Source organism: Flavobacterium sp. UBA4854 (assembly GCF_002399805.1).
Classification (GTDB): domain Bacteria; phylum Bacteroidota; class Bacteroidia; order Flavobacteriales; family Flavobacteriaceae; genus Flavobacterium; species Flavobacterium ginsengisoli.
The window spans coordinates 3,974-26,755 of record NZ_DHEI01000051.1 but is presented as its reverse complement, the minus strand read 5'-3'; the positions used below and the strand labels follow the sequence as shown (position 1 = coordinate 26,755).

17 protein-coding genes are annotated in these 22,782 nt (G+C 33.8%); 6 read left to right on the top strand and 11 right to left on the bottom strand.

Annotated elements, in window-relative coordinates:
• Positions 1-458 precede the first annotated feature (458 nt).
• The 3 genes from B3J44_RS07190 to B3J44_RS07180 all read right to left on the bottom strand — a co-directional run bounded on the left by B3J44_RS07190 (position 459) and on the right by B3J44_RS07180 (position 2,654).
• A complete protein-coding gene (locus B3J44_RS07190; protein ID WP_286967416.1) occupies positions 459-1,007 on the bottom strand; it encodes a HutD family protein in 549 nt (182 codons plus the stop codon).
• Between the two features lie 220 nt (positions 1,008-1,227).
• Positions 1,228-1,734 (bottom strand): GNAT family N-acetyltransferase, encoded by a 507-nt coding sequence (locus tag B3J44_RS07185; protein ID WP_286967414.1) that lies wholly within the window; start codon positions 1,732-1,734, stop codon positions 1,228-1,230.
• 92 nt (positions 1,735-1,826) lie between these two features.
• A complete protein-coding gene (locus B3J44_RS07180; RefSeq protein ID WP_286967412.1) occupies positions 1,827-2,654 on the bottom strand; it encodes a hypothetical protein in 828 nt (275 codons plus the stop codon).
• Positions 2,655-2,909: 255 nt separating this feature from the next.
• Between B3J44_RS07180 and B3J44_RS07175 the strand changes: the two genes are divergently transcribed.
• Positions 2,910-3,308 carry a helix-turn-helix domain-containing protein gene (locus tag B3J44_RS07175; protein ID WP_274256179.1) on the top strand — a complete coding sequence of 133 codons (399 nt, stop codon included), beginning with the start codon at positions 2,910-2,912 and terminating at the stop codon, positions 3,306-3,308.
• A 555-nt stretch (positions 3,309-3,863) separates the two neighbouring features.
• Here the strand turns inward: B3J44_RS07175 and B3J44_RS07170 are convergent.
• The 4 genes from B3J44_RS07170 to thrA form a co-directional block, all read right to left on the bottom strand.
• Positions 3,864-6,068 carry an AAA family ATPase gene (locus B3J44_RS07170; protein WP_286967409.1) on the bottom strand — a complete coding sequence of 735 codons (2,205 nt, stop codon included), beginning with the start codon at positions 6,066-6,068 and terminating at the stop codon, positions 3,864-3,866.
• Positions 6,069-6,191: 123 nt separating this feature from the next.
• The gene (gene thrC, locus B3J44_RS07165) at positions 6,192-7,481 is read right to left on the bottom strand and encodes a threonine synthase (protein ID WP_286967408.1); all 1,290 of its coding nucleotides are present in this window, start codon (positions 7,479-7,481) and stop codon (positions 6,192-6,194) included.
• A 332-nt stretch (positions 7,482-7,813) separates the two neighbouring features.
• Positions 7,814-8,734, bottom strand: coding sequence for a homoserine kinase (locus tag B3J44_RS07160; RefSeq protein ID WP_286967406.1), 921 nt, complete (start codon positions 8,732-8,734; stop codon positions 7,814-7,816).
• A 179-nt stretch (positions 8,735-8,913) separates the two neighbouring features.
• Positions 8,914-11,361 (bottom strand): bifunctional aspartate kinase/homoserine dehydrogenase I, encoded by a 2,448-nt coding sequence (gene thrA / locus B3J44_RS07155; protein ID WP_286967404.1) that lies wholly within the window; start codon positions 11,359-11,361, stop codon positions 8,914-8,916.
• Between the two features lie 643 nt (positions 11,362-12,004).
• On the opposite strand from thrA, the gene hutH reads away from it, so the two are divergent.
• The 4 genes from hutH (at position 12,005) to B3J44_RS07135 (ending at position 16,767) form a co-directional block, all read left to right on the top strand.
• Entirely contained in the window at positions 12,005-13,519 is a 1,515-nt protein-coding gene (hutH, locus tag B3J44_RS07150; protein ID WP_198857194.1) for a histidine ammonia-lyase, read from the top strand.
• A gap of 49 nt (positions 13,520-13,568) precedes the next feature.
• The gene (locus B3J44_RS07145) at positions 13,569-14,213 is read left to right on the top strand and encodes a DUF47 domain-containing protein (protein ID WP_008462731.1); all 645 of its coding nucleotides are present in this window, start codon (positions 13,569-13,571) and stop codon (positions 14,211-14,213) included.
• 30 nt (positions 14,214-14,243) lie between these two features.
• Positions 14,244-15,584, top strand: coding sequence for an inorganic phosphate transporter (locus B3J44_RS07140; protein ID WP_286967400.1), 1,341 nt, complete (start codon positions 14,244-14,246; stop codon positions 15,582-15,584).
• 187 nt (positions 15,585-15,771) lie between these two features.
• On the top strand, positions 15,772-16,767 hold the full coding sequence (locus B3J44_RS07135; protein ID WP_286967398.1) for a WG repeat-containing protein: 996 nt from the start codon (positions 15,772-15,774) through the stop codon (positions 16,765-16,767).
• Positions 16,768-16,769: 2 nt separating this feature from the next.
• Here B3J44_RS07135 and B3J44_RS07130 read toward each other — a convergent pair whose 3' ends face one another.
• The 4 genes from B3J44_RS07130 to B3J44_RS07115 all read right to left on the bottom strand — a co-directional run bounded on the left by B3J44_RS07130 (position 16,770) and on the right by B3J44_RS07115 (position 22,070).
• Positions 16,770-17,288, bottom strand: a complete 519-nt coding sequence (locus B3J44_RS07130) for a DUF421 domain-containing protein (protein ID WP_198857197.1) — start codon at positions 17,286-17,288, stop codon at positions 16,770-16,772.
• A gap of 81 nt (positions 17,289-17,369) precedes the next feature.
• A complete protein-coding gene (locus tag B3J44_RS07125; RefSeq protein ID WP_286967395.1) occupies positions 17,370-17,987 on the bottom strand; it encodes a hypothetical protein in 618 nt (205 codons plus the stop codon).
• 27 nt (positions 17,988-18,014) lie between these two features.
• On the bottom strand, positions 18,015-19,382 hold the full coding sequence (rimK, locus tag B3J44_RS07120) for a 30S ribosomal protein S6--L-glutamate ligase (protein WP_198857198.1): 1,368 nt from the start codon (positions 19,380-19,382) through the stop codon (positions 18,015-18,017).
• Positions 19,383-19,523: 141 nt separating this feature from the next.
• Entirely contained in the window at positions 19,524-22,070 is a 2,547-nt protein-coding gene (locus B3J44_RS07115) for an ATP-dependent Clp protease ATP-binding subunit (RefSeq protein WP_286967393.1), read from the bottom strand.
• Positions 22,071-22,327: 257 nt separating this feature from the next.
• On the opposite strand from B3J44_RS07115, the gene B3J44_RS07110 reads away from it, so the two are divergent.
• Positions 22,328-22,782: DNA gyrase subunit A (locus tag B3J44_RS07110; RefSeq protein WP_286967391.1), on the top strand; the 455-nt coding region annotated here is incomplete at its 3' end.

Here is a 22,782-nt window from a genome sequence, read left to right as displayed (position 1 = left end):
GCCAATGTTGCCATTCAGCAAAGACTTTTGGATGTTCTTCATAAAACATCAAAACAACGTTATTTGGATTTTAAAGAACGTTATCCGCAAAAGGTAAGTTCGATAAACAATAAGAATCTTTCGTCGTATTTGGGTGTTTCGCACGAGTTTTTATCGAAGATAAAAAGGAGATGCTAAGGTGCTAAGATTCTGAGATTCTAAGTTTTTATTTCACGCAGATTTTATAGAGATTAATGCACTAATCTCATTTTTGTCATTTCGACGAAGGAGAAATCTCCACAAGTGGCTCCGCAAAGTATTTCGCCAATCTTTGTAGAGCTTCTCGCGAAGATTTCTCCTTCGTCGAAATGACAAAAATGAGAATTAAACTTTGCTTCTCTGCTCCCGATAGCTATCGGGGTTGCGAGATTAAAAATAAAAACTTCGAGTCTTCGCGCCTTCGCGGCAAAAAAACTCGATTAAAAATCCAATATCCCAAAAAGGCATTCATTAGAAAAATGAAAGCTTATATTTTCCTTTTTTTGATTTTCAATAACCAATAAATCATAAGGTTCTAAATGGTGCGGCTTCTCATTGATCGTAATAACGGTTGTATCTAAAGAAAATACAATTACCACTTCAGCATTACAATTCTGATTGCGATTTGTAATTTCCAGTTTATGATGAGATATTTTTTCAGAAACCATCCAATTAAAATCAGTGCCTTTGGTGAAAGAAGTAACTTCATCATCCGAATTAAATTCCATTATTTCATACTTCTCATATTCCTTTTTTTCTTTGTTTACCTCAACATTTAAGACGTTATCAAGCATAACTAAGTATCGGTGATAGCCTTTAAATTTGGTAAACTCTGAAGGTACTTCTTCAATTGTAGCACTGCTTATTCTAAATGCGAAATCTCTATCGGCATAAATGGCGGTTTTTGGATAGATCATATATTCATATGTCAATCCGCCACTCCAAATAGAGGGTTTAGTGTTTTTTTTAGAGAAAAGCTGTATGTTCATTTATTGAATATTTTAATAATTTTATTCTCTTTTTTTGTCCTCCTGAGCGAAGACGAAGGATCATAAGTAGCTCGACAAAGAGAAAAACTTTGCTGAATATCTTGGCGGTCCTTCGACTTCGCTCAGGAAGACAAACTGTATGGAGAGCTTTATCGAAAAAACTTTGCGGCTCTGCTAGATTAAAAAACTTCGTGTCTTCGCGCCTTCGTGGCAAAAAAACTTAAATCTTTTTCTCCAAATAAATAAACTCCAAAGGTTCAGCAGAAACTGTCGTATGAATTTCACTTTCAGGGAAAGCTTCACGTTTTCCTGTATCTACATAACCATGACGTTTGTACCAAGCCACAAGCTCTTCACGAACCGAAATAACCGTCATAATAATACCCGATAATCCCAAAGATTTTGCATGATTTTCGGCTTCAGCCAAAAGTTTTTTTCCGATTCCGCTGTTTTGAAGTTCTGGCGAAACGGTAAGCATTCCTAAATACAATTGATGTCCTTTTTCAACCAATAAAACCGAACCGATAATTTTGTCATTCTCTGTAAATTTCAGAATTGTATTTTTTGGATCAAGAAAGATTTCGGTCATTTCTTGTTCGTCGGTTCTTTTTCCTTCTAGTAAATGCGCTTCGGTTGTCCAGCCTTTTTTAGAAGTTTCGCCTCTATATGCTGAATTTATTAAGATGGTTAATGCTGGAATGTCTTCTTGTAGTGCTTTTGTAATCACGAGTAATATATTCTGAAATTGATTTTTCAAAGATAAAAAAAGCTGCAAAATTATAATTGCAGCTTTTAGTATATAATAAATGGTTGCTAAAATTATTTAAGCGAATATGCTGCTATGGTTTTCTTGAAAAGAGAAGGCACATAGACTATTTTTTTCTCCTTGTCGAGTCCTATATCGGCTGTGTAATATTCTTCTTTTCTGGTATCTGAAAGGATTTCTTTTGAGCCATCTTTATGTACGTAATAAATAACTCCTGTCCAGCAGCTCACAATAAACGCATTGTCTGTTATTGGCTCAATTCCATCTGTATTTTCATCCATGCCTTCTGCCAAAAGCTGTTTATTCTTTTTAGAATCCATTTTGTATAATGATCCACTGTCTAAAAAATACAAATCAGTATCGATAGCTTTTAGGCCATTAGGTTTGTTTAGGTTTTCTAAGTAAACAGTTGCAATCTCATTTTCTAATTTGAAAATCTTACCCACTTTTGGGTCAGAAACATAAACAACTCCTTTTTTATCAACAGTTACGTCGTTTAATATTTTGGAACCATCAACGATTATTTTTTTGAGTATTTTTTGTTGTTTGATATCTATAATTACAATTTCTGTTAGGTCGGCTACAAATAACTTATTCTTGAATTTCGCCATTCCTTTTGGGGCGTTTAAACCCGATATCCAATTTAGATTGATGATTTTTCCATCGACAGTTAATTTTCCTATGCTTCCTTTTCCGTCACGTTCAGCCGGCGAACCATCCATTAAAGAGGTATATAAAATCTGATCTGCTTTGTCGAATAATACCGATTCAGGAACAGGCAAAATACTATCGGTTATCCAAATTCTATTTAAAGAATGTTGAGCAATACTCGAAAAACTTATTGTAAATAGCACTAAAACATAATAAACATTTTTTTTCATTTTGATTGGCTTTTGATTTCTTTGTGTTTACGAATTGGACGCAGATTTAACGGATTCGTTATCACGAAGACGCGGATTAATACGGATTTTAAAATTGTAAACCGTGTAAATCTGCTCCCGATAGCTATCGGGATTGCAAAAGCAAATCTGTTTAATCTGCGTTCAAATATATAATTGAAAAGCGTATCTTACAAAAACAACTTTGTTTTTTACAGGAATTTATTTTTGTTTAAGAATTTTAAATATCTTTGAATTATGAGTACAGCAACAAAACCAAAACATATCGGCAGAAATATAAGCCGTATCAGAGAGCTTAAAGATATGAAGCAGGATGCACTGGCATTGGCTTTAGGCATAAGCCAGCAGATGGTTTCGAATATTGAAAACAGCGAAACGGTTGACGAGCAAAGATTAATTGAGATTGCAAAAGCCCTTGGAGTTTCTGTTGAAGCAATTAAAAACTTTTCGGAAGAAGCGGTTTTTAATATTATTGGAAATACTTTCCAAGATCACGGTACTATTCCTATTATTACAACAGGTGATTACAATTGTACTTTTAATCCTTTAGATAAAGTTGTAGAACTTTACGAACGTTTGGTACAAGCTGAAAAAGATAAAGTGGAGTATTTGGAGAAATTATTGAACGGGAAATAAACGTTTTGAAGATATATTAAATGAAAAGAGACCTTTGATGAGGTCTCTTTTTTTGTTTCTTGTCGTTTGCGAAGTCGCTGATTGTAGGTCTCGAAAGTCTGTTGAATTCGAATAAGCTTGTTTAAAATCAGGTATTTATACCTATCTGTCATTATAGTGGTTTTGATATATTTGATTAAAAATTATAGCTTATGTTTACAAATAATTATTCTGGTTCAAAATGCCCTAAATGTGAAAACCGTTCTTTTGAAACTGTTTTGGAAACACCCAATAAGTCTAACTTTAAATTGCAATTTATACGATGTGTTTCGTGTAAAACAGTTATAGGGGTGTCCGATTATTATAATTTAGGAGCTTTGATCTACAAATTTGCTAAAAAAATGAATATTAACCTTGATTCATAATTTGATTCTTTTTTTCAATTTTAGATACATTTTTGCGGGCATTTAAATTATGCTTTACGAAGTCTCGGACTTCGTATCTGCTCCCATTTTCTGTTTCAATTTCGTGCAACTTGATTTTTGTCAAAACTTTTGGATGCAGTTTTAAAAAAAATTATTCTTCTTCTATTTCCATCATCATATTATAATGACCTATATTTTCTGTGTGAACAAAAATTTCTCGGAAAACATCCAAATATTTACTAATTGTATTGTCAGGAGATTCGATATATAAATCATCAGGCATAGTATGTGAGCCTTCATTTGTCCAACTCATTAGTGATCTGCAAATTTCTTTTTCTTCTTTAGAAGTAAATTTACTTAATAAAAAGTCATCCCTACGATTTCCTAAAATACTGTAATAATTTTCAATTATGCGTCTCATCGTATTTTGAATTGTAATACCAGAGTTTTTTTCCCATTCTTTAATTTCTCTCCATAATAATTCGTATGATGATTGAATCGGATTTTTATCTAAATATGGTTGAATAGTAGAGTGCTTATTGTTTTTTCTTAGGATCCAGAAATGGGCTTTTTCACCTTTTCTATATGAACTGTCAACATACGTAACTTCTTTGTGAAAGTATATATTATGGGTAAGAAGTATAATTTGTTTTATATTTCCAATATCAACTCTTACTTCTTTTATTATTTCTTTTATTAAAGTACTTACAAGAAAAAGAACATTACTATCTAGACTCGAAATTGGGTCGTCTATTACCAAAATTCTCTCAGAATTTACGTTATCCTCTGAACTCCCACCTTTAGCAAGTTGTAAGTAATACAAAAAAGTTATAAATGTAATCTCTCCTTCGCTTAATGTCGATTCGGCAATTGTACCATCTTCTCTTTGAATTTGGTAAAAACCAATCTCTTTAGAAGGAACAATTTCAAAATTCAAAAAACCATATGATTTTAGGGTTTTGTTTATCTCATCAATTGTTGGTTGGATACTAGTAACATTCTTTGCTAATAATTTAATTTCAGCATCTAGAGTTTTAAATTCGTTTAGTTTTGTTTCTCTTTCAATTTTTAATTTATCTATATATGATTGAATTCCTTGCGATGATTTCAAGAATGTATCAATATCAATTTTATTTTCTTCGCAAACATATCTCCAAATAGAATTGATTAATTTTTTCTTTTCCTCGGCAAAGTTTGTTACAATTTTATTATGATTGCCAATCAATTTATTTGCTTCAATTATTAGTTCAGAAATTAGTCGTAATTGTTCTTTTAACGAAACTATTTCAATGATTCTGCTTGGTTCCTTAGTTTTGTTGTTTATAAGTTCTTTATTTGTAGATATCTGGCTTGCTAATGTTTTTAGAAAAGCTGAAAATTTATCATTATCAAGTTTTGATTTTGTGAAATTTTTTTGATTAACCTCAATAAGGTTTAACTCATTAAGTACATTGTCAATTAATCCAAAATATTCTTGTTTTAATGAATTAATAAGATTTAAATCTTCTAAATACGTTTCATCAAAATAACTTTCTAATTGCTTTTTGAAATCAATAGTTATTGTTTCTTTTTGACAAAAAGGGCAAGTGTCGTTTTCAATATAATTTCTACCAACATTCACCCAGTCGTTAATGTTTAATTTTTGAATGAGTTTTGAAATATCTACATCTGCTTTCCCAACAATAATTTTTTTCCAAATTAAGCTCTTTTCAATTTCAATAACTCTATCAAAAGAGATAAGGCTTATTAATGTAATATTTTGAGGAATTTCTCCTAGTATTGTCTTTGCTTTTAATTTCAGTTCTTCAATTGATTCAACAGGAACTTTATTGTTTTTATATTCTTCAAGCAATTTATTTTTAAAACTTTCAGACTTTAAAAATCCAACAAAAGCTTCTTTAAAATCTTTTTCATGTTTTTTATAAACTTTAGACCAAGTATCATCTTTAAACTTAGTTTCTAAAGTTTGAATAGAAGCAGTTTGTTTTTCTAAAGTTTCTTTCTTCAGCAAACCAACTTGTTTTATAGTTTTTAGTTCTTCATTTTTTAATCTTATATTCTCAATTTCTTCAGCTGTTGCTTCTCCTAGTGTAAAAATTCCACTGATTTGCCCACTGCCAAAATTTTGCTCCCTAAATTGTTTATTATAGACTAATGTAGGAATGTTTTGTTCGTTGTTCCAGTTTAAGGTACAATGCTTAAAATTATCATTACTATTGTCAAATAAAAAGTTTGATATTGTAGTTTTACCACATCCATTTGCTCCATATATAAAATTTATTTTCTTCAAATTATTAATTTGAATTCCATTTTCGTCATAAGATGCAAACTGTTTAATGTTTATGGATTTTATCATAACTTATAATTTAATTATTTCAAACATAATAATTTATCCTGCATAAAGCTAATGTTGATTTCAAAAAAAAAAGCCACAAATTACAGATAATTTGTGGCTGCGAAATTTTATAGATGGTAAAGATTACCCCAAGAAATCCTTCAATTCCTCATAACTCTTAATCTTCACACTCACTTTCTCCTCATTAATAACACTCTCAATTTGAGCAGGAATAGGAAGTGTAATTCCTAAAGCAGGTTCAACAACATCTAAGAATTTAATAGGATGCGCTGTTTCTAAGAAAATACCAATGGCGTTGGGGTGTTTTTCAAGCTCTTTTTTCAAACCTAAATAACCAACAGCGCCGTGCGGTTCTGCGATATAACCGTCTGTGTTGTAGATTTTCTTTAGTGCTTCAAGCGTTTCTTCATCAGTATAACTATAAGAAGAGAAATCTTTTTCGAAAGCTTTTAAATCGTTATTGTATAATTCCTGAATTCTAATAAAGTTGCTTGGGTTTCCAACATCCATGGCGTTAGAGATTGTGGCTTTAGAAGGTTTTGGGTCGTATTTTCCGTTTTCTAAGAATCTTGGCACCGTATCGTTTACGTTTGTAGACGCTACGAAATGTTCAATTGGCAAACCTAGTTTCTTTGCCATAATTCCGGCGCAGATATTCCCGAAGTTTCCGCTTGGGCAAGAGAAAACTAAAGGTTTGTTTTGGCTTTTCAACGCTTTGTAAGCAAAGAAGAAATAAAACATTTGCGGTAACCAGCGCGCAATATTAATCGAGTTTGCAGAAGTCAGGTTTTTGTGTGCCAAAGTTTCGTCTAAAAACGCTTTTTTCACCATATCCTGACAATCGTCAAAAACACCGTCAACTTCAAGCGCTTTAATGTTTTGCCCTAAAGTAGTCAATTGTTTTTCCTGAATATCGCTCACTTTTCCTGACGGATATAAAATGACAACATCAACGCCATCAACGCCAAGAAATCCGCTGGCAACGGCTCCGCCTGTATCTCCAGAAGTAGCTACTAAAACGGTGTTTTTAGCGTCTTTTTTGTCTTTATTGAAATAGCCCAAACAACGTGACATAAATCGCGCTCCAACGTCTTTAAACGCCATTGTTGGTCCGTGAAATAATTCTAACGAATAGATTCCGTCTTCGACTTTCACAACCGGAAAATCAAAAACTAAAGTTTCGGCAATGATTTCTTTAAGTTTTTCTGCTGGAATTTCGTCGCCAACAAATTGTTTAATGGCTTCAAAAGCAATTTCTTCGTGGCTTAAACTTTCAATTTTATCAAAAAAAGAAGGATCAAGCGGTGTGATACTTTCTGGGAAATATAATCCTTTGTCAGTTGCTAATCCTTGTATAACAGCTTCTTGAAAAGAAACTTTTGGGGCATTATGGTTTAAACTGTAGTATTTCATTGGTTGCTTTTTATTTAACCGCAAAGAGCGCAAGTAATTGGTTTCTTTTGAAAACGCAGAGATCGCAAAGCTTTGTGGTTATATTTTTTATTCAATAGTTATTTTTAAGCATTTTTGTCATTTCGAGGAACGAGAAATCTTCGCAAGTAACTCCGCAACGTTAATCCAATCTTTGTCGAGCTTCTCGTGGAGATTTCTCCTTCGTCGAAATGACAAACTACACGGTTATGTATTGTGTCTATGCTTTGCGGGAGCTTCGACTCCGCTCAGCCTGACAAGCGTCTCGTATAACTCTTAATACTTAATTCTTCTTACTTAATACATTTCACATCTCACAAAATGCGGACACCATCAGGGTTGATTTTCGAGACATGAATTTCATACGGTAAATTCATTTTTTCGTAAACGTCGCTCATGGCTTTTGCGATTTTTTCGGCGGTTTCTTTTCCTCTGCTTAAAGCAAAAATTGACGGGCCAGAACCTGAAATTCCAGAGCCTAAAGCGCCGTTTTCATAAGCCGTTTGTTTAATTTGGTCAAAACCTGGAATTAAAACACTTCGTAAAGGCTCTACGATTTCGTCATGAAGCGAACGTCCGATTAATTCGTAATCTTTGGTGTAAAGACCTGCAACCAATCCGCCTACATTTCCCCATTGCATGATGGCGCTTTTTAGGGAAACGTTTTGTTTTAAAACCGAACGAGCGTCAGAAGTCTTTAATTCAATTTGCGGGTGAACCACTGTTGCGTATAATTCCTCTGGACTGTCAATTCTGATAATATCAAGTGGCGCGTAGCTTCTTACCAAAGTAAATCCGCCTAAAAGGGCAGGAGCAACGTTATCAGCATGCGCGTTTCCGCTGGCTAATTTCTCGCCCTGCATCGCAAACTGAACTAAATCTTTACGAGAATATGGTCTTCCCAATAATTCATTAATTCCGAAAACTGCTCCCGCAGAACTTGCAGCACTGCTTCCAATTCCGCTTCCGGCTTTTATGTTTTTATAAATTTCGATTTCGAATCCGAAGTCTAATTCGTCCAAAGTTTCCAACATTGCCAAAGCAGCAACTCCAGAAACGTTTTTCTCGGTTTCCAAAGGCAAATCGGCACCGACAATTTTAGTAATTCGAACTCCTTTTTGATCGACTTTTCGAACAATCATTTCATCGCCCGCATTGTCTAAGCAAAGTCCGAGTACGTCAAATCCGCATGAGAGATTGGCAATTGTAGCGGGACAGAATAATTTTATTTCCATTTTTTTTGGTTTTTGCCGCGAAGGCACAAAGTCACAAAGTTTTATTTTTTAAGGCTTTGGTCTTTTTGCCACGAAGGCGCTAAGGCACAAAGTTTATTTTTATAGTTTCTGAGATACTAAGTTTCTAAGATGCTAAGTATAAAAAAACTTAGAAACTTAGCGGCTTAGTGCCTTAGCGGCTAAACATTCCCAATACGAATAACGTCGGCAAAAATTCCTGATGCTGTTACTGCTGCACCAGCTCCGGCTCCTTTGATCAATAAAGGCTGATCTACATAACGATCTGTGTAGAACAATACGATATTGTCTTTTCCTTCTAAATTATAGAAAGGATGATCTTTCGGGATGAATTGCAGTCCTACGCTTGCTTTTCCGTTTTCGAATTGCGCTACGTATTTCAATCTTGAATCTTTGGCTAAAGCTTCTTTATAAATACCTTCAAAATGAGCAGCATGTTTGATTAATGATGCGAAGAAATCTTCGTTGTTTGTTGTTGCTAAACATTCTGCAGGTAAAAACGATTCGTTTGCAATAGCGTCAATATCCATTTCGTAACCGCTTTCGCGAATTAAGATTAAGATTTTACGCGCTACGTCGATTCCGCTTAAGTCAATTTTTGGATCTGGTTCTGTGAAACCTTGAACTCCAGCTTCTTTTACCACATCGTGGAAAGAGTTATTTTCGTCAAAATTGTTGAAAATAAAGTTCAAACTTCCAGATAAAACTGCCTGAATTTTATGCACTTTATCTCCAGATGCAATTAAGTTTTTTACCGTATCGATAATTGGCAATCCCGCACCAACATTCGTTTCAAATAAGAAAGGAGCATTGTATTGACGAGATAAGCTTTTTAGTTTTTTATAATTGTCGTAAGCAGAAGAACAAGCAATTTTATTACAAGTTACAACGGCAATACTTTCTTTTAAGAATTTCTCGTAAGCTTCAGAAACCGTTGCATTTGCAGTAATATCCACGAAAATGCTGTTACGTAAATTCAGTTCTTTTGCCTTTTTGATAAATTCTTCAATGCTTGCTGGTTCGCCTTCGCTTAAAGCGGCATCCCAATTTTTTAAAGAAATTCCGTCTTCGTCAAATACCATTTTTCTAGAATTAGACAAAGCAATTACGCGAACGTTGATCTTTAAATTATCTTTTAAGAACTTTCTTTGATTGTGAATCTGCTCAATGAATTTTTCTCCCACATTTCCAACTCCCATCACAAATAGGTTCAGCTGTTTTGTGTTTTCTTCGAAGAAATTCTCGTGTAAAGTATTCAGTGCTTTTTTAACGTCTCTTTCGTTAATTACAGTCGAGATATTTCTTTCAGAAGCACCTTGTGCAATGGCACGAATATTTACGTTGTTTTTTCCTAAAGTACTAAACATTCTTCCGCTTAAACCTTGGTGATTTTTCATGTTTTCACCCACTAGAGCAATAATGCAAAGGTCTTTTTCTACATAACAAGGATCGATTTTGTTTTGCGAAATTTCGATTTCAAAAGCGCTGTTGATTGCAGCTTCGGCATTATCAGCATCTGAATTTAAAATTCCGATACAAATTGAATGCTCAGAAGAAGCTTGCGTAATAAAAATTACGTTGATTTTTTCTTGAGACAATACTTCAAACAAACGTCTAGAAGAACCTGCAACTCCAATCATTCCTGGGCCTTCAAGAGTTAAAAGCGAAATATGATCGATATGGCTGATTCCTTTTACAACTGTATCTTTTGATGAAACCTGATTCGAAATCAAAGTTCCTTCAGCTTCAGGTTCAAAAGTATTTTTGATTAAAATTGGAATGTTTTTTCTTAAAACTGGCTGAATTGTTGGTGGATACAACACTTTTGCTCCAAAGTGCGACAATTCCATCGCTTCTTGATAAGAGATAGTAGCAATTGGCTGTGCTTGTTTTACGATTTTTGGGTTTGCAGTAAACATTCCGTTTACGTCAGTCCAGATTTCCAATTGTTCCGCATTGATTGCTCCCGCGATAATTGCTGCAGTATAATCAGATCCGCCACGTCCTAAAGTCGAAGTGATTCCATCAAGAGTCTGTGCAATAAATCCAGGTAGGATATTGATTCTCGATTCATTCGAACCAAAATATTCCTGAATCAATTTATTTGAAACTTCGAAGTTAACGGCTGCTTTCCCGAAGTTATTATCTGTTTTAATTAATTCTCGGCTGTCTTTATAAACTGCATCTTTACTGATTTGCTCATAGGCTTTAGCAATAATGAATGACGAAAGCAATTCACCAAAACTTAAAATAGTATCGGCAGTTCTAGGAGATAATTCGCCAAGCAAGAAACATCCGTCCAATAAAGTTTCTAAATGGTTAATGATTCTTTTTACATGGCTTAAAAGGCTGCTTTGTTCGCTTACGGGAATCAGTTCTTTTAAGGTGTCAAGGTGTTTTTTCTCAATTTCGGCAACAACTTCTCTAAAACTTTCGTCATTTGCCGCTGCTTTTGCCGCCGCTGCTTGAAGTAAATCGGTCACTTTGCTAAGAGCAGAAACTACAACAACAAGCTGATCTTGTTTTGCTTTTTGGTTTACAATGTCGAGAACGAGTTTTATATTTTGAGCATTGGCAACCGAAGTTCCGCCAAATTTTAATACTTTCATTTTGTGATATTTTTTAATAAGGTGCAAAGATTTTGAGTGACAAAGGTTCAAAGATTATCGACTGTGAACTGAAACTGAAAACTGCGACTATTTTTTTTGTAAATGTTTTTTATGTATCCAATAACTCTCTTCTTTCAAGAAAAAAGTATAGGTAACCTAGGATTATATGTAAAAATGTATACCCCTAAGGGGTAGTAGTTGTTGTAGTAGTAATAATGGTAGCAGCAATTGCAACTCCTGTTTGAGCTGTAATAATTGTAGATTGATATTTTATGCTGTTACTTTTCATTTTTGATTTTTCAAAAGTACAGCTTTTTATATGAGTTAAAAACTTAAAAGGCTTTTTTACGAATATTTTAATAATTCAAATCTCTATAAATCAATATTGAGTATTTGTTAAAATTGAATATGCTAAATTGATGTTTTGATATATTTTGGATAGCTTTTTTTTGAGATTTAGTCGGTGCAAATGATTGGTGTTTAACTCAAAAAGACCTTAAAAATGGGATGTAGCTGTATATTTTGATCTGAAAAGCGATTTGGAATAGTTAAACTGCTTTTAAAGAAATCTTAATTATTGTGATAAAATGTTGCTTTTTAATATTGATTTGTTGAATTTTGGCGTTTAAAATTTACAATCATCATGAGAGAGATCCATTATATAAGTTCAGAAACTATTACTTTAGAAACATTACAAGAAATTTTAAGTCAGAATAAAATTCTTGAATTATCTGAAGAAGCTAAAGTAAATGTTCAGAAATGCCGTGATTATTTAGATAAGAAAATGGCATCACATACGGCTCCAATTTACGGAATCAATACTGGTTTTGGGTCTTTATATAGTGTGAAAATCTCTAACGAAAATTTATCTAAGCTTCAAGAAAACTTAGTAAAATCTCATGCCTGCGGAACAGGAGAGGAAGTTCCTGCCGAAATTGTGAAAATGATGTTGTTGCTTAAAATCCAATCTTTAAGCTATGGTCATTCTGGAATTCAGTTAATCACATTACAGCGTTTGGTTGATTTTTACAATAATGATATTCTACCAATAATATATACTCAAGGTTCACTTGGAGCTTCTGGAGATTTAGCTCCTTTGGCACATTTGTCTTTGCCTTTAATTGGAGAAGGAATTGTGTTATTTGAAGGAAAAAAGGTAGCTTCTGCTGAAGTTTTAAAACATTTTAATTGGGAACCTATCGTTTTACAGTCAAAAGAAGGTTTGGCTTTGTTAAACGGAACCCAGTTTATGAGTGCTTATGGAGCTCATATTTTAATTAAAGCTTACAAATATTCGTATTTGGCAGATTTAATCGGAACTATTTCTTTGGAAGGTTTTGACGGAAGAATTGAGCCATTTAACGAATTGATACATTATATACGTCCGCACAAAGGGCAAATCGTAACCGCACAAAGAATTACTGAATTCTTAGACGGAAGTGAAATTATCACTCAAGAAAAGAAACACGTTCAAGACCCGTATTCTTTCCGTTGTATGCCACAGGTTCACGGAGCTTCAAAAGATGCAATTGATTATGTTAGAAAAGTATTCAAAACAGAAATCAACTCAGTTACCGATAATCCTAATATATTTATAGAAGCCGATCAGATTATTTCTGGAGGAAATTTCCACGGACAGCCTTTGGCTTTAGCATTAGACTTTATGGCAATTGCTTTGGCCGAATTAGGAAGTATTTCTGAAAGAAGAACCTATCAGTTAATTTCGGGACTGCGTAATCTTCCAGCATTTTTGGTTGATAATCCAGGATTAAATTCAGGTTTCATGATTCCGCAATATACTGCAGCAAGTATTGCAAGTCAAAACAAGCAATTGGCGACACCTGCAAGTATCGATAGTATTGTTTCAAGCAACGGTCAGGAAGATCACGTGAGCATGGGAGCAAATGGCGCTACAAAAGCCTTACGTATTTTAGACAATTTAGAACGTATTTTAGCAATCGAATTATTAAATGCATCTCAGGCAATTGCCTACAGAGAGCCTTTAAAATCAAGTGATTTTATCGAAATGTTCTTAAACAGCTACAGAGAAGTGGTGCCTTTGGTAAAAGAAGACAGAATCTTACATAATGATATAGAAAACACGGTGTTATTCCTTGAGAGTTTTCAAATTGAAAACGATTTGTTAACAATGGCTTAACACTGAAACGTGTTATTGAAGGTAATTTTGCGCTATCAAAAATAAAACAATGTCAATAAACAGTATTTTCCAATTTTTAGTGCCGAAAGACAAAAAATTCTTTCCACTTTTTGAAGAGGCTTCTAGCAATTTAATTGAATTAGCTTCTAACTTACACGAAGCTGTAAATTTACCATTAAAAGAAAGAGAAATTCTTTTTCAAAAGATTGACGAATTAGAACAAAAAGGAGAAGACATTACACGTCAGACTAACCTTGAGTTAAGCAGAAACTTTATTACTCCATTTGATAGAGAAGACATTCACACGTTAATTACTTCAATTGACAACGTTGCAGATTACCTTCATGGTGCATCTAGCCGTATGAGATTGTATCAAGTTGATAAGATTACAAAATCTATCAGAAAGATGACAGAAATCAACCTTGAAGCTTGTCAAAACATTGATAGTGCTGTAAAAGAGTTGAGAAACTTACAAAACTTTAAAGTTATTAAAGATGCTTGTGCTAGAATTAACAAACTAGAAAACAAGTCTGATAACGTATATAACAAAGCAGTTTTTGAAATTTTTGAAAACGAAACAGACGCTAAAAATATTATTAAATATAAAGAGGTGTTATCTGTTTTAGAATCAGCAACAGACAAATGTAAGAGTGTTGCGAACATACTAGAATCTATTTCTGTAAAACATTCTTAATTCAATTTTTCAATCTGAAGTTATAATTTTATGACGCTACTTATATTAATTATAGTATTAGCCTTAATTTTTGATTACATCAATGGTTTTCATGATGCGGCAAATGCTATAGCGACTGTTGTTGCAACAAAGGTTTTGACACCTTTTCAGGCGGTTGTCTGGGCAGCATTTTTTAACTTTCTGGCTTATTGGGTTTTTGGATTTGGTGTTGCAGATACTGTTGCTAAAACAGCGCACACAATGGAAATTAACCTTGTTGTTATCCTAGCCGGAGTAATTGCAGCAATTTGTTGGAATTTATTGACTTGGTGGTTAGGAATCCCTTCAAGTTCTTCACATACCTTAATTGGAGGTTTCGCAGGAGCAGCTGTAGCGCACGCTATTGCAGTTCACGGTTTCTCTGGTTATGTTGGAGAAGACGGAGCAACTCACTACTGGTATGAAATTGTAAGCTGGTATAAGGCCGGTAAAGATGGTGGAATGCCCTCGGGAGTCATCATTATTATTGCATTTATCGTTTTAGCTCCATTAATAGGTGCTATAGCATCTTATTTGATTTCTATTTGGCTATTAAATGCTTCACGTAAAAGTCTTGGGCCAAAAATCTTTACTGTAGCTTTAATGCTTGCAACGATTTGGTTTGTTTACGTTCAGATGGTTTCTTATGAAGAAATTGTAGAGCATGGAAAACCTCGTTTTGATTCTCATTTCTGGAGTGTTGTATTCGATTCTCATAATATTAAATGGTTCTTAGTTGCTTTCATTATCTTGACAGTGAGCGGATTTTGTTTAATATTCAGTAGTTTAAATCTTCATCAGGCAGATGCTGCTTTAAAGAAAATGCAGTTATTATCTTCTGCGGCATTTAGTTTAGGTCACGGAGGAAACGATTCTCAAAAAGTAATGGGTATTATTGCTGCAGCTGTAGCAGTATATATCAATACTAATCCAGGAGTTCACATGGATGCTTGGTTAGATGTTGTGCTTCCAAATGACGACGCAGGTATTAAAGGTGTAATGCCAAGCTGGATTCCGTTAGCATGTTATTCTGCGATTGCAGCAGGAACTTTGAGTGGTGGATGGAAAATTGTGAAAACAATGGGATCTAAAATTACTAAAGTAAGTTCATTTGAAGGTGTTGCAGCAGAAACTGCAGGAGCTTTGACACTTTACTTTACAGAACACTTAAAAATTCCAGTAAGTACAACACATACAATTACAGGATCTATTATTGGTGTTGGATTAACAAAACGTGTTTCTGCCGTTAGATGGGGAGTTACCGTAAGTTTAATCTGGGCTTGGATCTTAACTATTCCAATTTCAGCTTTATTAGCAGGTTTGGTTTATTTTATTCTAAGCGTCTTTATGTAATCTGAGAAAATGAATTTTGTAAAATGTGAAAAGTAAATCACATTTTGTTAATATAGAAAACCGATTTCAAATCTGAAATCGGTTTTTTTTGTTTTAATTTGTTTTAAAGTGAAAGAATAAAAACTTTTGAAGGTTATATATAAAACCGATTTCACAGACTTTTGTAAATACATTAATATTTAAAATAATGAAGAGAATAATTTTGTTGGTTTTGATGCTGATTGTAAAAACTGGTTTTGCGCAGGCAAATGACAAAGCGTTTAAATACGGTTTTGTTGATCAGACAGGAAAAGAAATAGTTCCTTGCAAATACGACGGTATTACTGCTTTTGAAAATGGGTTTGCTGTTGTGCAATTAAAAGGCAAAAGCGGGGTAGTAGATAAAACCGGAAAAGAAGTTATTCGCTGTACTTATGATGAAATAATTAATAAGCAGAATTGGGTAATTGTAAGTAATAAAAACGCTAAAAATCAATATTTAATCAAGTCTTCAGATGTTTTGCTAACTAAAAAGTATGATGATGCAAAAACTTTATCACCTGAAATAACAGCTGTAAAACTAAACAATAAATGGGGTTTTATAGATGTGGTTGGAGAAGAGATAACTCCGAAATATGACGAAATAATTGACTTTGCAGATCGATTTGCTGTTGTGAAATTAAATGGCAAATTTGGTATTGTAGATCAGATTGGGAAAGAGGTTGTTCCTCTAATTTATGATCAAGTTCAAAATTTTAAAGAAGGTTTTGCAGTAGTAGAATCTAATAATAAATTTGGAGTAATTAGTGAAGAAGGGGAAATTGTAGTTCCTGTCAAGTACGATATGAATTTTTATTTTAAGGATAATATATCTATTGTAAAGCTGGAAAATAAATATGGCATTTTGGATAACGACGGAAAAGAAATCGTTCCAATAAAATACGATTTTATGGTTTTAAATGATGACTTAATTCAAGTGAAAATAGGCGATAAATATGGATTGATTGATAAAACAGGAAAAGAAATTACTCCAATTAAATATAATGTAATTGAATCGTTTAAAGACGGAATTGCCGTGATAAAATTGGACGGGAAATATGGTTTTATTGATAAAGAAGGAAAAGAAATCGTAGTGCCTAAATATGAAAAAGCAGATGATTTTAAAGATGGTTTAGGCGCTGTTAGAATTCAAGTCGGAAAATAAAATCAAAACTTTTGAAGGTTTTTATGATTGTGTTTTCGCTTGTAATGTGTCTGTTTAAGCTGTTTCTGGTCTTTTGAAATAATACTGATAGTTCCGTCAATTTCGAGCATAGCGAGTTTAATATCTGTAAGGTGTTCTAAACCGTGTTCGCGCGCAGCTTCCTTTAATTCTTCGTGCGAAACATCTAATCTGCTCAAAGTTTTAAAATCTAATATGCCATCGTGAATTAAGATTTCAGGTTTGTCCAATAGCAAATCGCCAAGAGTTTTGAATCTCTTTGTTAATTTCTTAATAGCAAAGTTGATCGAAAACAAAACCAGTGCAGCGACTAATCCTCCTATTAAACTTGTATCTGGACCAACCATCGCATTTTGAACGGAGTTGCTTATTAATAAAATTAGTATTATATCGGCAGTATTTAATTGCGAAAGCTCTTTTTTGCCAAAAACGCGAAGCGCAATTGTCATAAAGAAATAGACAGCAACACTTCTGATAATAATATCTAAATAAGGAAAAGTCATGTTTTTTATTTTAAAGTTAAATAAAAAAGCTTTGCCAAAGGTTTAAACTTTGACAAAGCTTTTGAGTAATTAAATGTTTTCTTAACCCAGACATTTAGTCCAGATATTTTTAGTGTCTATGATTTTCCAAACATTGTCTTTCTTTTCTAAGTACACCGATATTCCATATGGCAGTTCTTTTGAATAACAATCAACTTCCATATAGGCTTTTTTGTTGTCTTCAGAGAATATCGGAATCGATAATATGATATAATCATTGGCTTTATCTATTTTCGAGACAGAAATTAATTTTAGTTCTTTTGATATCTTTTTTGATAATGTATATTTTAAAAAGCAGTTATTCTGTTCTACAAAATTTATTGAATCTTTAACGTTGAATATTTTTTCTCCTTTCGTATTAGCGTTCAATAACATTTGGATATAAATTTTCGTGTTTTGGAGAATAATTGGTAACCTCGGAGGAAGTTTTACAACTGATGGTTTTGTAGGTTTTGCGTAAATGTCCTCAGTACTGATTTTAAGTTTCTTAAAACTGTTGCAAACTGCGTAAGAGTTTTTAGAATTCTCAATACGGTTTTGTTTAATAAAAGTTTCTACGATTTTATCAGTTTCAATCTTTCTAATTTTTTCATTATCAGAGCAATCATTTTTACTGCAACTTGTTATAATTAAAATTAGAAAGATTGTGATTTTTTTCATTGATGAAGTTTTGAAAAAGGCTATTAATTATAATTTAAAATTCTTCTCAATCGCTCTAATCATTTCTCCTGCAACATCTTTATTGGTCGCGCCTTCAATTCCTTCAAGACCTGGAGAAGAGTTTACTTCAAGTAATAATGGGCCTTTAGAAGAACGGATAATATCAACTCCAGCCACTTTTAAGTCCATTGCTTTTGCGGCTTTAATCGCAATCTTTTTTTCTTCGGCAGTTACTTTTATGACAGATGCGGTTCCGCCCAAATGGATATTAGCTCTAAATTCGCCTGGCATTGCTTCACGTTGGATTGCAGCAACCACTTTTCCGTCGATTACAAAACAACGAATATCTTTTCCGTTAGCTTCTTTAATGAATTCCTGAACTAAGATATTGGCATTTAAACTTTTGAAAGCATTGATCACACTTTCTGCTGCTTTTTTGGTTTCGGCTAAAACAACGCCTTTTCCTTGTGTTCCTTCTAATAATTTTACAATTAAAGGTGATCCGCCAACCATTTTGATTAAGTTGTCTGTGTCAAGCGGAGAATTGGCAAAACCAGTAGTTGGAATATCGATTCCGCTATTTAAAAGCAATTGTAAAGAATATAATTTATCTCTGGATTGTGTGATCGCTGTTGATGAATTTAAAACAAAGACTTTCAAAGCCTCAAACTGACGTGTTAAAGCGCAGCCGTAAAAGGTGATACTCGGGCGAATTCTTGGAATAATAGCATCAAATTCGTTTAAGATTGTTCCGCCTCTGTAGTGAATTTCAGGCTTCTTGGCATCCAATTTCATGTAGCATTCCTTGATGTTCAGGAAATGCATTTCGTGCCCGCGCATTTCGCCGGCTTCCATGATTCTTTTATTGCTGTATAATTCAGGATTGCTGGCTAAAAGACCAATTCGCAAACCAGTTTTTGCTTTTTCAGAATTTTGATATAATTCTTTTAAAGATTCTGCTGTAGGCTGTCCTAGAAGGTATTTTTGTTCTGGATCGACCAAAACCCTTCCGCTCATAGCTTCACGGCCTAAAAGCATTCTAAAGCCCATAGAATCGCGATTAGTCAAGGTCATTTCAATTGGCCATTTTGTATCGCCGATTTTTAGACTAGTTTGAATAACATAACGGTGTTCTCTAAAACCACTTGAGCTTTTAACGATCCTTTTGTCTACCAGTGGCGCTTCGCAGTGAATAACAGTTTTAATATTATTCTGAATTGGATTAATATCAAATTTAACCCAATTGGCATCATTTTTTATAAAAGGAGCTATGTTTAAAGCGTGCATTGCCGAAGTTTTGGCGCCAGAATCTACACGAGCCTTAATTGTCGGGATTCCTAATTCTGGAAATGCGCACCATTCTTCGCTACCTAAAATGACTTTGTTTTGAAGCATATTTTGTTTTTTTATTATAGAATTTAAATTCAAAAATAGCTATTTGCTTTTACTAAAGATAGTGATTTTTAATAAAAAAAATACCCGTTAAGTTATGAAAACGTAACGGGCATGTTATATGTGTTATAATTTTTGACTAATTTATTGATTAGTCGGTTCTTCTGCTTTGTGAATTTCGACTGATAATTCTTGAGAATCATCTTTTAAATCCATCATGATTTCATCGCCAGAATGAATTTTAGAGGTGATGATTTCTTCTGCTAACAAATCTTCGACATATTTCTGAATTGCTCTTTTTAAAGGACGCGCTCCAAATTGTTTGTCAAAACCTTTTTCTGCAATAAATGCTTTTGCTTTGTCGGTTAAGCTTAATTTGTAACCTAACTCTGCAATACGAGAATAAAGTTTTTTCAATTCGATTTCGATAATCAAATCAATATCAGCTTTTTCTAATGCATTAAATACAATTACGTCATCAATTCTGTTTAAGAACTCAGGAGCAAAAGTTTTTTTCAAAGCATTTTCGATAATGCTTTTCGAATTTTCATCGGCTTGTGCTGCTCTTGCAGCAGTTCCGAATCCAACACCTTGTCCGAAATCTTTCAACTGACGTGCACCAACGTTAGATGTCATGATGATGATAGTGTTTTTAAAGTCAATTTTACGACCTAAACTATCTGTCAAATATCCGTCATCTAAAACTTGAAGCATCATATTGAATACGTCTGGATGCGCTTTTTCGATCTCATCTAAAAGAACAACACAATATGGTTTTCTACGAACTTTTTCAGTCAATTGACCTCCTTCTTCGTATCCAACATACCCTGGAGGCGCTCCAACTAAACGAGAGATCGCAAATTTCTCCATGTATTCACTCATATCGATACGAACTAAAGCATCTTCAGAATCAAATAGTTCTTTTGCTAATACTTTAGCTAGTTGCGTTTTACCAACCCCAGTCTGACCTAAGAAAATGAACGAACCAATTGGTTTGTTTGGATCTTTAAGTCCAGCTCTGTTACGTTGGATAGAACGAGCGATTTTTAAAACTGCTTCATTTTGACCAATTACTTTATTCTGAATCAATTCAGGCAATTGAGCCAATTTGTTGCTTTCTGTTTGTGCAATTCTGTTTACAGGAATTCCAGTCATCATAGAAACAACATCGGCTACATTGTCTTCTGTAACTTCAATTCTGTTGTTTTTAGAATCTTCTTCCCATTGTTCTTGTGCTAAAGCAAGATCTTTTTCGATACGTTTTTCGTCATCGCGAAGTTTGGCAGCCTCTTCGTATTTTTGTTTTTTAACTACCATATTTTTCATTTCGCGAACTTCTTCTAACTGACGCTCTAAATCTAGAATTTGTTTAGGGACATCAATGTTGGTAATGTGTACGCGAGATCCAGCTTCGTCAAGAGCATCAATAGCTTTGTCTGGTAAGAAACGCTCAGACATATAGCGATCTGTAAGTTTAACACAAGCTTCAATGGCTTCTGGTGTATATGTTACATTGTGGTGATCTTCGTATTTGTCTTTTACATTGTTCAAAATAGCAATTGTTTCTTCAACAGAAGTTGGCTCAACAATTACTTTTTGAAAACGTCTTTCTAATGCGCCATCTTTCTCAATATATTGTCTGTATTCGTCTAGAGTAGTAGCACCAATACATTGAATTTCGCCTCTTGCTAAAGCAGGTTTGAACATATTTGAAGCGTCAAGCGAACCTGTTGCTCCACCAGCACCTACGATAGTATGGATTTCATCAATAAAAAGAATAATATCGTCATTTTTCTCAAGCTCGTTCATCACGGCTTTCATTCTTTCCTCAAATTGTCCTCTGTATTTTGTTCCAGCAACTAAACTTGCTAAATCAAGAGTTACAACACGCTTATTGAAAAGAATACGAGATACTTTCTTTTGAATAATACGCAAAGCAAGTCCTTCTGCAATAGCAGATTTACCAACTCCAGGTTCTCCAATAAGAAGCGGATTGTTCTTTTTTCTACGGCTTAAAATTTGCGATACACGCTCAATTTCTTTTTCTCGTCCTACAACAGGGTCTAATTTTCCTTCCTCAGCCATTTCTGTTAAATCTCTCCCAAAATTGTCTAGAACTGGGGTTTTAGATTTTTTGTTTGACTTATTGGCGGGATTATTAAAACTGCTTTCTTTTAGACTGTCATCTTGTCCTGAATCATCATTATATGATTCGTTTCTTGGCAAGTTTTCTAAGAATTCTTCTTCGTTTGGAGTCATATTTAAGTACTGTTCTTTAGCTACGTCATAATCTATTTTTAGTTTATTCAATAGCTTGGTTGTTGGATCGTTTTCGTTTCTCAAGATACATAACAGCAAATGTGCCGTGCTAATCGATGAACTTTGAAATACTTTTGCTTCAAGAAAAGTGGTCTTCAGGGCCCTTTCGGCCTGTCGGGTAAGATGAAGGTTTTTCTTTTCTGCATTTACTTCAACGCTCAGGTTGGCAGGGCTAAGTACTTCTACTTTTCTGCGTAAATGATCTAAATCGACAGCTAGGTTATTAAGTATATGAATAGCTTTTCCGTTACCATCTCTTAAAATACCTAGCATAAGATGTTCAGTACCAATAAAGTCGTGCCCTAGACGAAGAGCTTCTTCCTTACTGTACGTAATTACATCTTTTACTCTTGGTGAAAAATTATCATCCATAATATATAATTGGTATTGTAAATTTAGTGAATTACTGTTTTAAAAACAAAAACCGTACCTTCTAGAACTACTGTCAGCTAATAGACGAAAAAAAAGATAATAAAAGAGTTAAAAAACGCTTAATTTATTAACTAAAAGCCAAAATAAAGTTGTTAATAAATCGTTCAAATAAGTGTAAGGAAATGGCTGAAAAAATTTTAAAAAAACGTATCTTGGCACGCTTTGATAACTAATATAATTATTTAATATAACAACTTATGTCTGAAGGAGAAAAGTTAATTCCTATTAACATAGAGGATGAAATGAAGTCAGCTTACATCGATTATTCGATGTCAGTAATTGTATCGAGAGCACTTCCTGATGTTAGAGATGGCTTGAAACCAGTGCACCGAAGAGTTCTTTACGGAATGTATGATTTAGGTGTAACATCAAGATCTGCCCACAAAAAGTCTGCGAGAATTGTAGGGGAGGTTCTGGGTAAGTATCACCCACACGGTGATACCTCTGTTTATGATGCAATGGTGCGTATGGCGCAGGAATGGAGTATGCGTTATTTATTAGTTGACGGACAGGGTAACTTTGGATCTGTCGATGGAGACAGTCCTGCAGCAATGCGTTATACTGAGGCCAGAATGCGTAAAATCTCTGAAGAGATTATGGCCGATATCGAAAAAGAAACAGTTGATTTTCAATTAAACTTTGACGATACATT

Bases quoted from the DNA above. Each gene is read 5' to 3' on its own strand.
- B3J44_RS07190 (WP_286967416.1), bottom strand. From the start codon at position 1,007: ATGAACATACAGCTTTTCTCTAAAAAAAACACTAAACCCTCTATTTGG.
- B3J44_RS07180 (WP_286967412.1), bottom strand. From the start codon at position 2,654: ATGAAAAAAAATGTTTATTATGTTTTAGTGCTATTTACAATAAGTTTT.
- B3J44_RS07175 (WP_274256179.1), top strand. From the start codon at position 2,910: ATGAGTACAGCAACAAAACCAAAACATATCGGCAGAAATATAAGCCGT.
- B3J44_RS07170 (WP_286967409.1), bottom strand. From the start codon at position 6,068: ATGATAAAATCCATAAACATTAAACAGTTTGCATCTTATGACGAAAAT.
- thrC (WP_286967408.1), bottom strand. From the start codon at position 7,481: ATGAAATACTACAGTTTAAACCATAATGCCCCAAAAGTTTCTTTTCAA.
- B3J44_RS07160 (WP_286967406.1), bottom strand. From the start codon at position 8,734: ATGGAAATAAAATTATTCTGTCCCGCTACAATTGCCAATCTCTCATGC.
- thrA (WP_286967404.1), bottom strand. From the start codon at position 11,361: ATGAAAGTATTAAAATTTGGCGGAACTTCGGTTGCCAATGCTCAAAAT.
- hutH (WP_198857194.1), top strand. From the start codon at position 12,005: ATGAGAGAGATCCATTATATAAGTTCAGAAACTATTACTTTAGAAACA.
- B3J44_RS07145 (WP_008462731.1), top strand. From the start codon at position 13,569: ATGTCAATAAACAGTATTTTCCAATTTTTAGTGCCGAAAGACAAAAAA.
- B3J44_RS07140 (WP_286967400.1), top strand. From the start codon at position 14,244: ATGACGCTACTTATATTAATTATAGTATTAGCCTTAATTTTTGATTAC.
- B3J44_RS07135 (WP_286967398.1), top strand. From the start codon at position 15,772: ATGAAGAGAATAATTTTGTTGGTTTTGATGCTGATTGTAAAAACTGGT.
- B3J44_RS07130 (WP_198857197.1), bottom strand. From the start codon at position 17,288: ATGACTTTTCCTTATTTAGATATTATTATCAGAAGTGTTGCTGTCTAT.
- B3J44_RS07125 (WP_286967395.1), bottom strand. From the start codon at position 17,987: ATGAAAAAAATCACAATCTTTCTAATTTTAATTATAACAAGTTGCAGT.
- rimK (WP_198857198.1), bottom strand. From the start codon at position 19,382: ATGCTTCAAAACAAAGTCATTTTAGGTAGCGAAGAATGGTGCGCATTT.
- B3J44_RS07115 (WP_286967393.1), bottom strand. From the start codon at position 22,070: ATGGATGATAATTTTTCACCAAGAGTAAAAGATGTAATTACGTACAGT.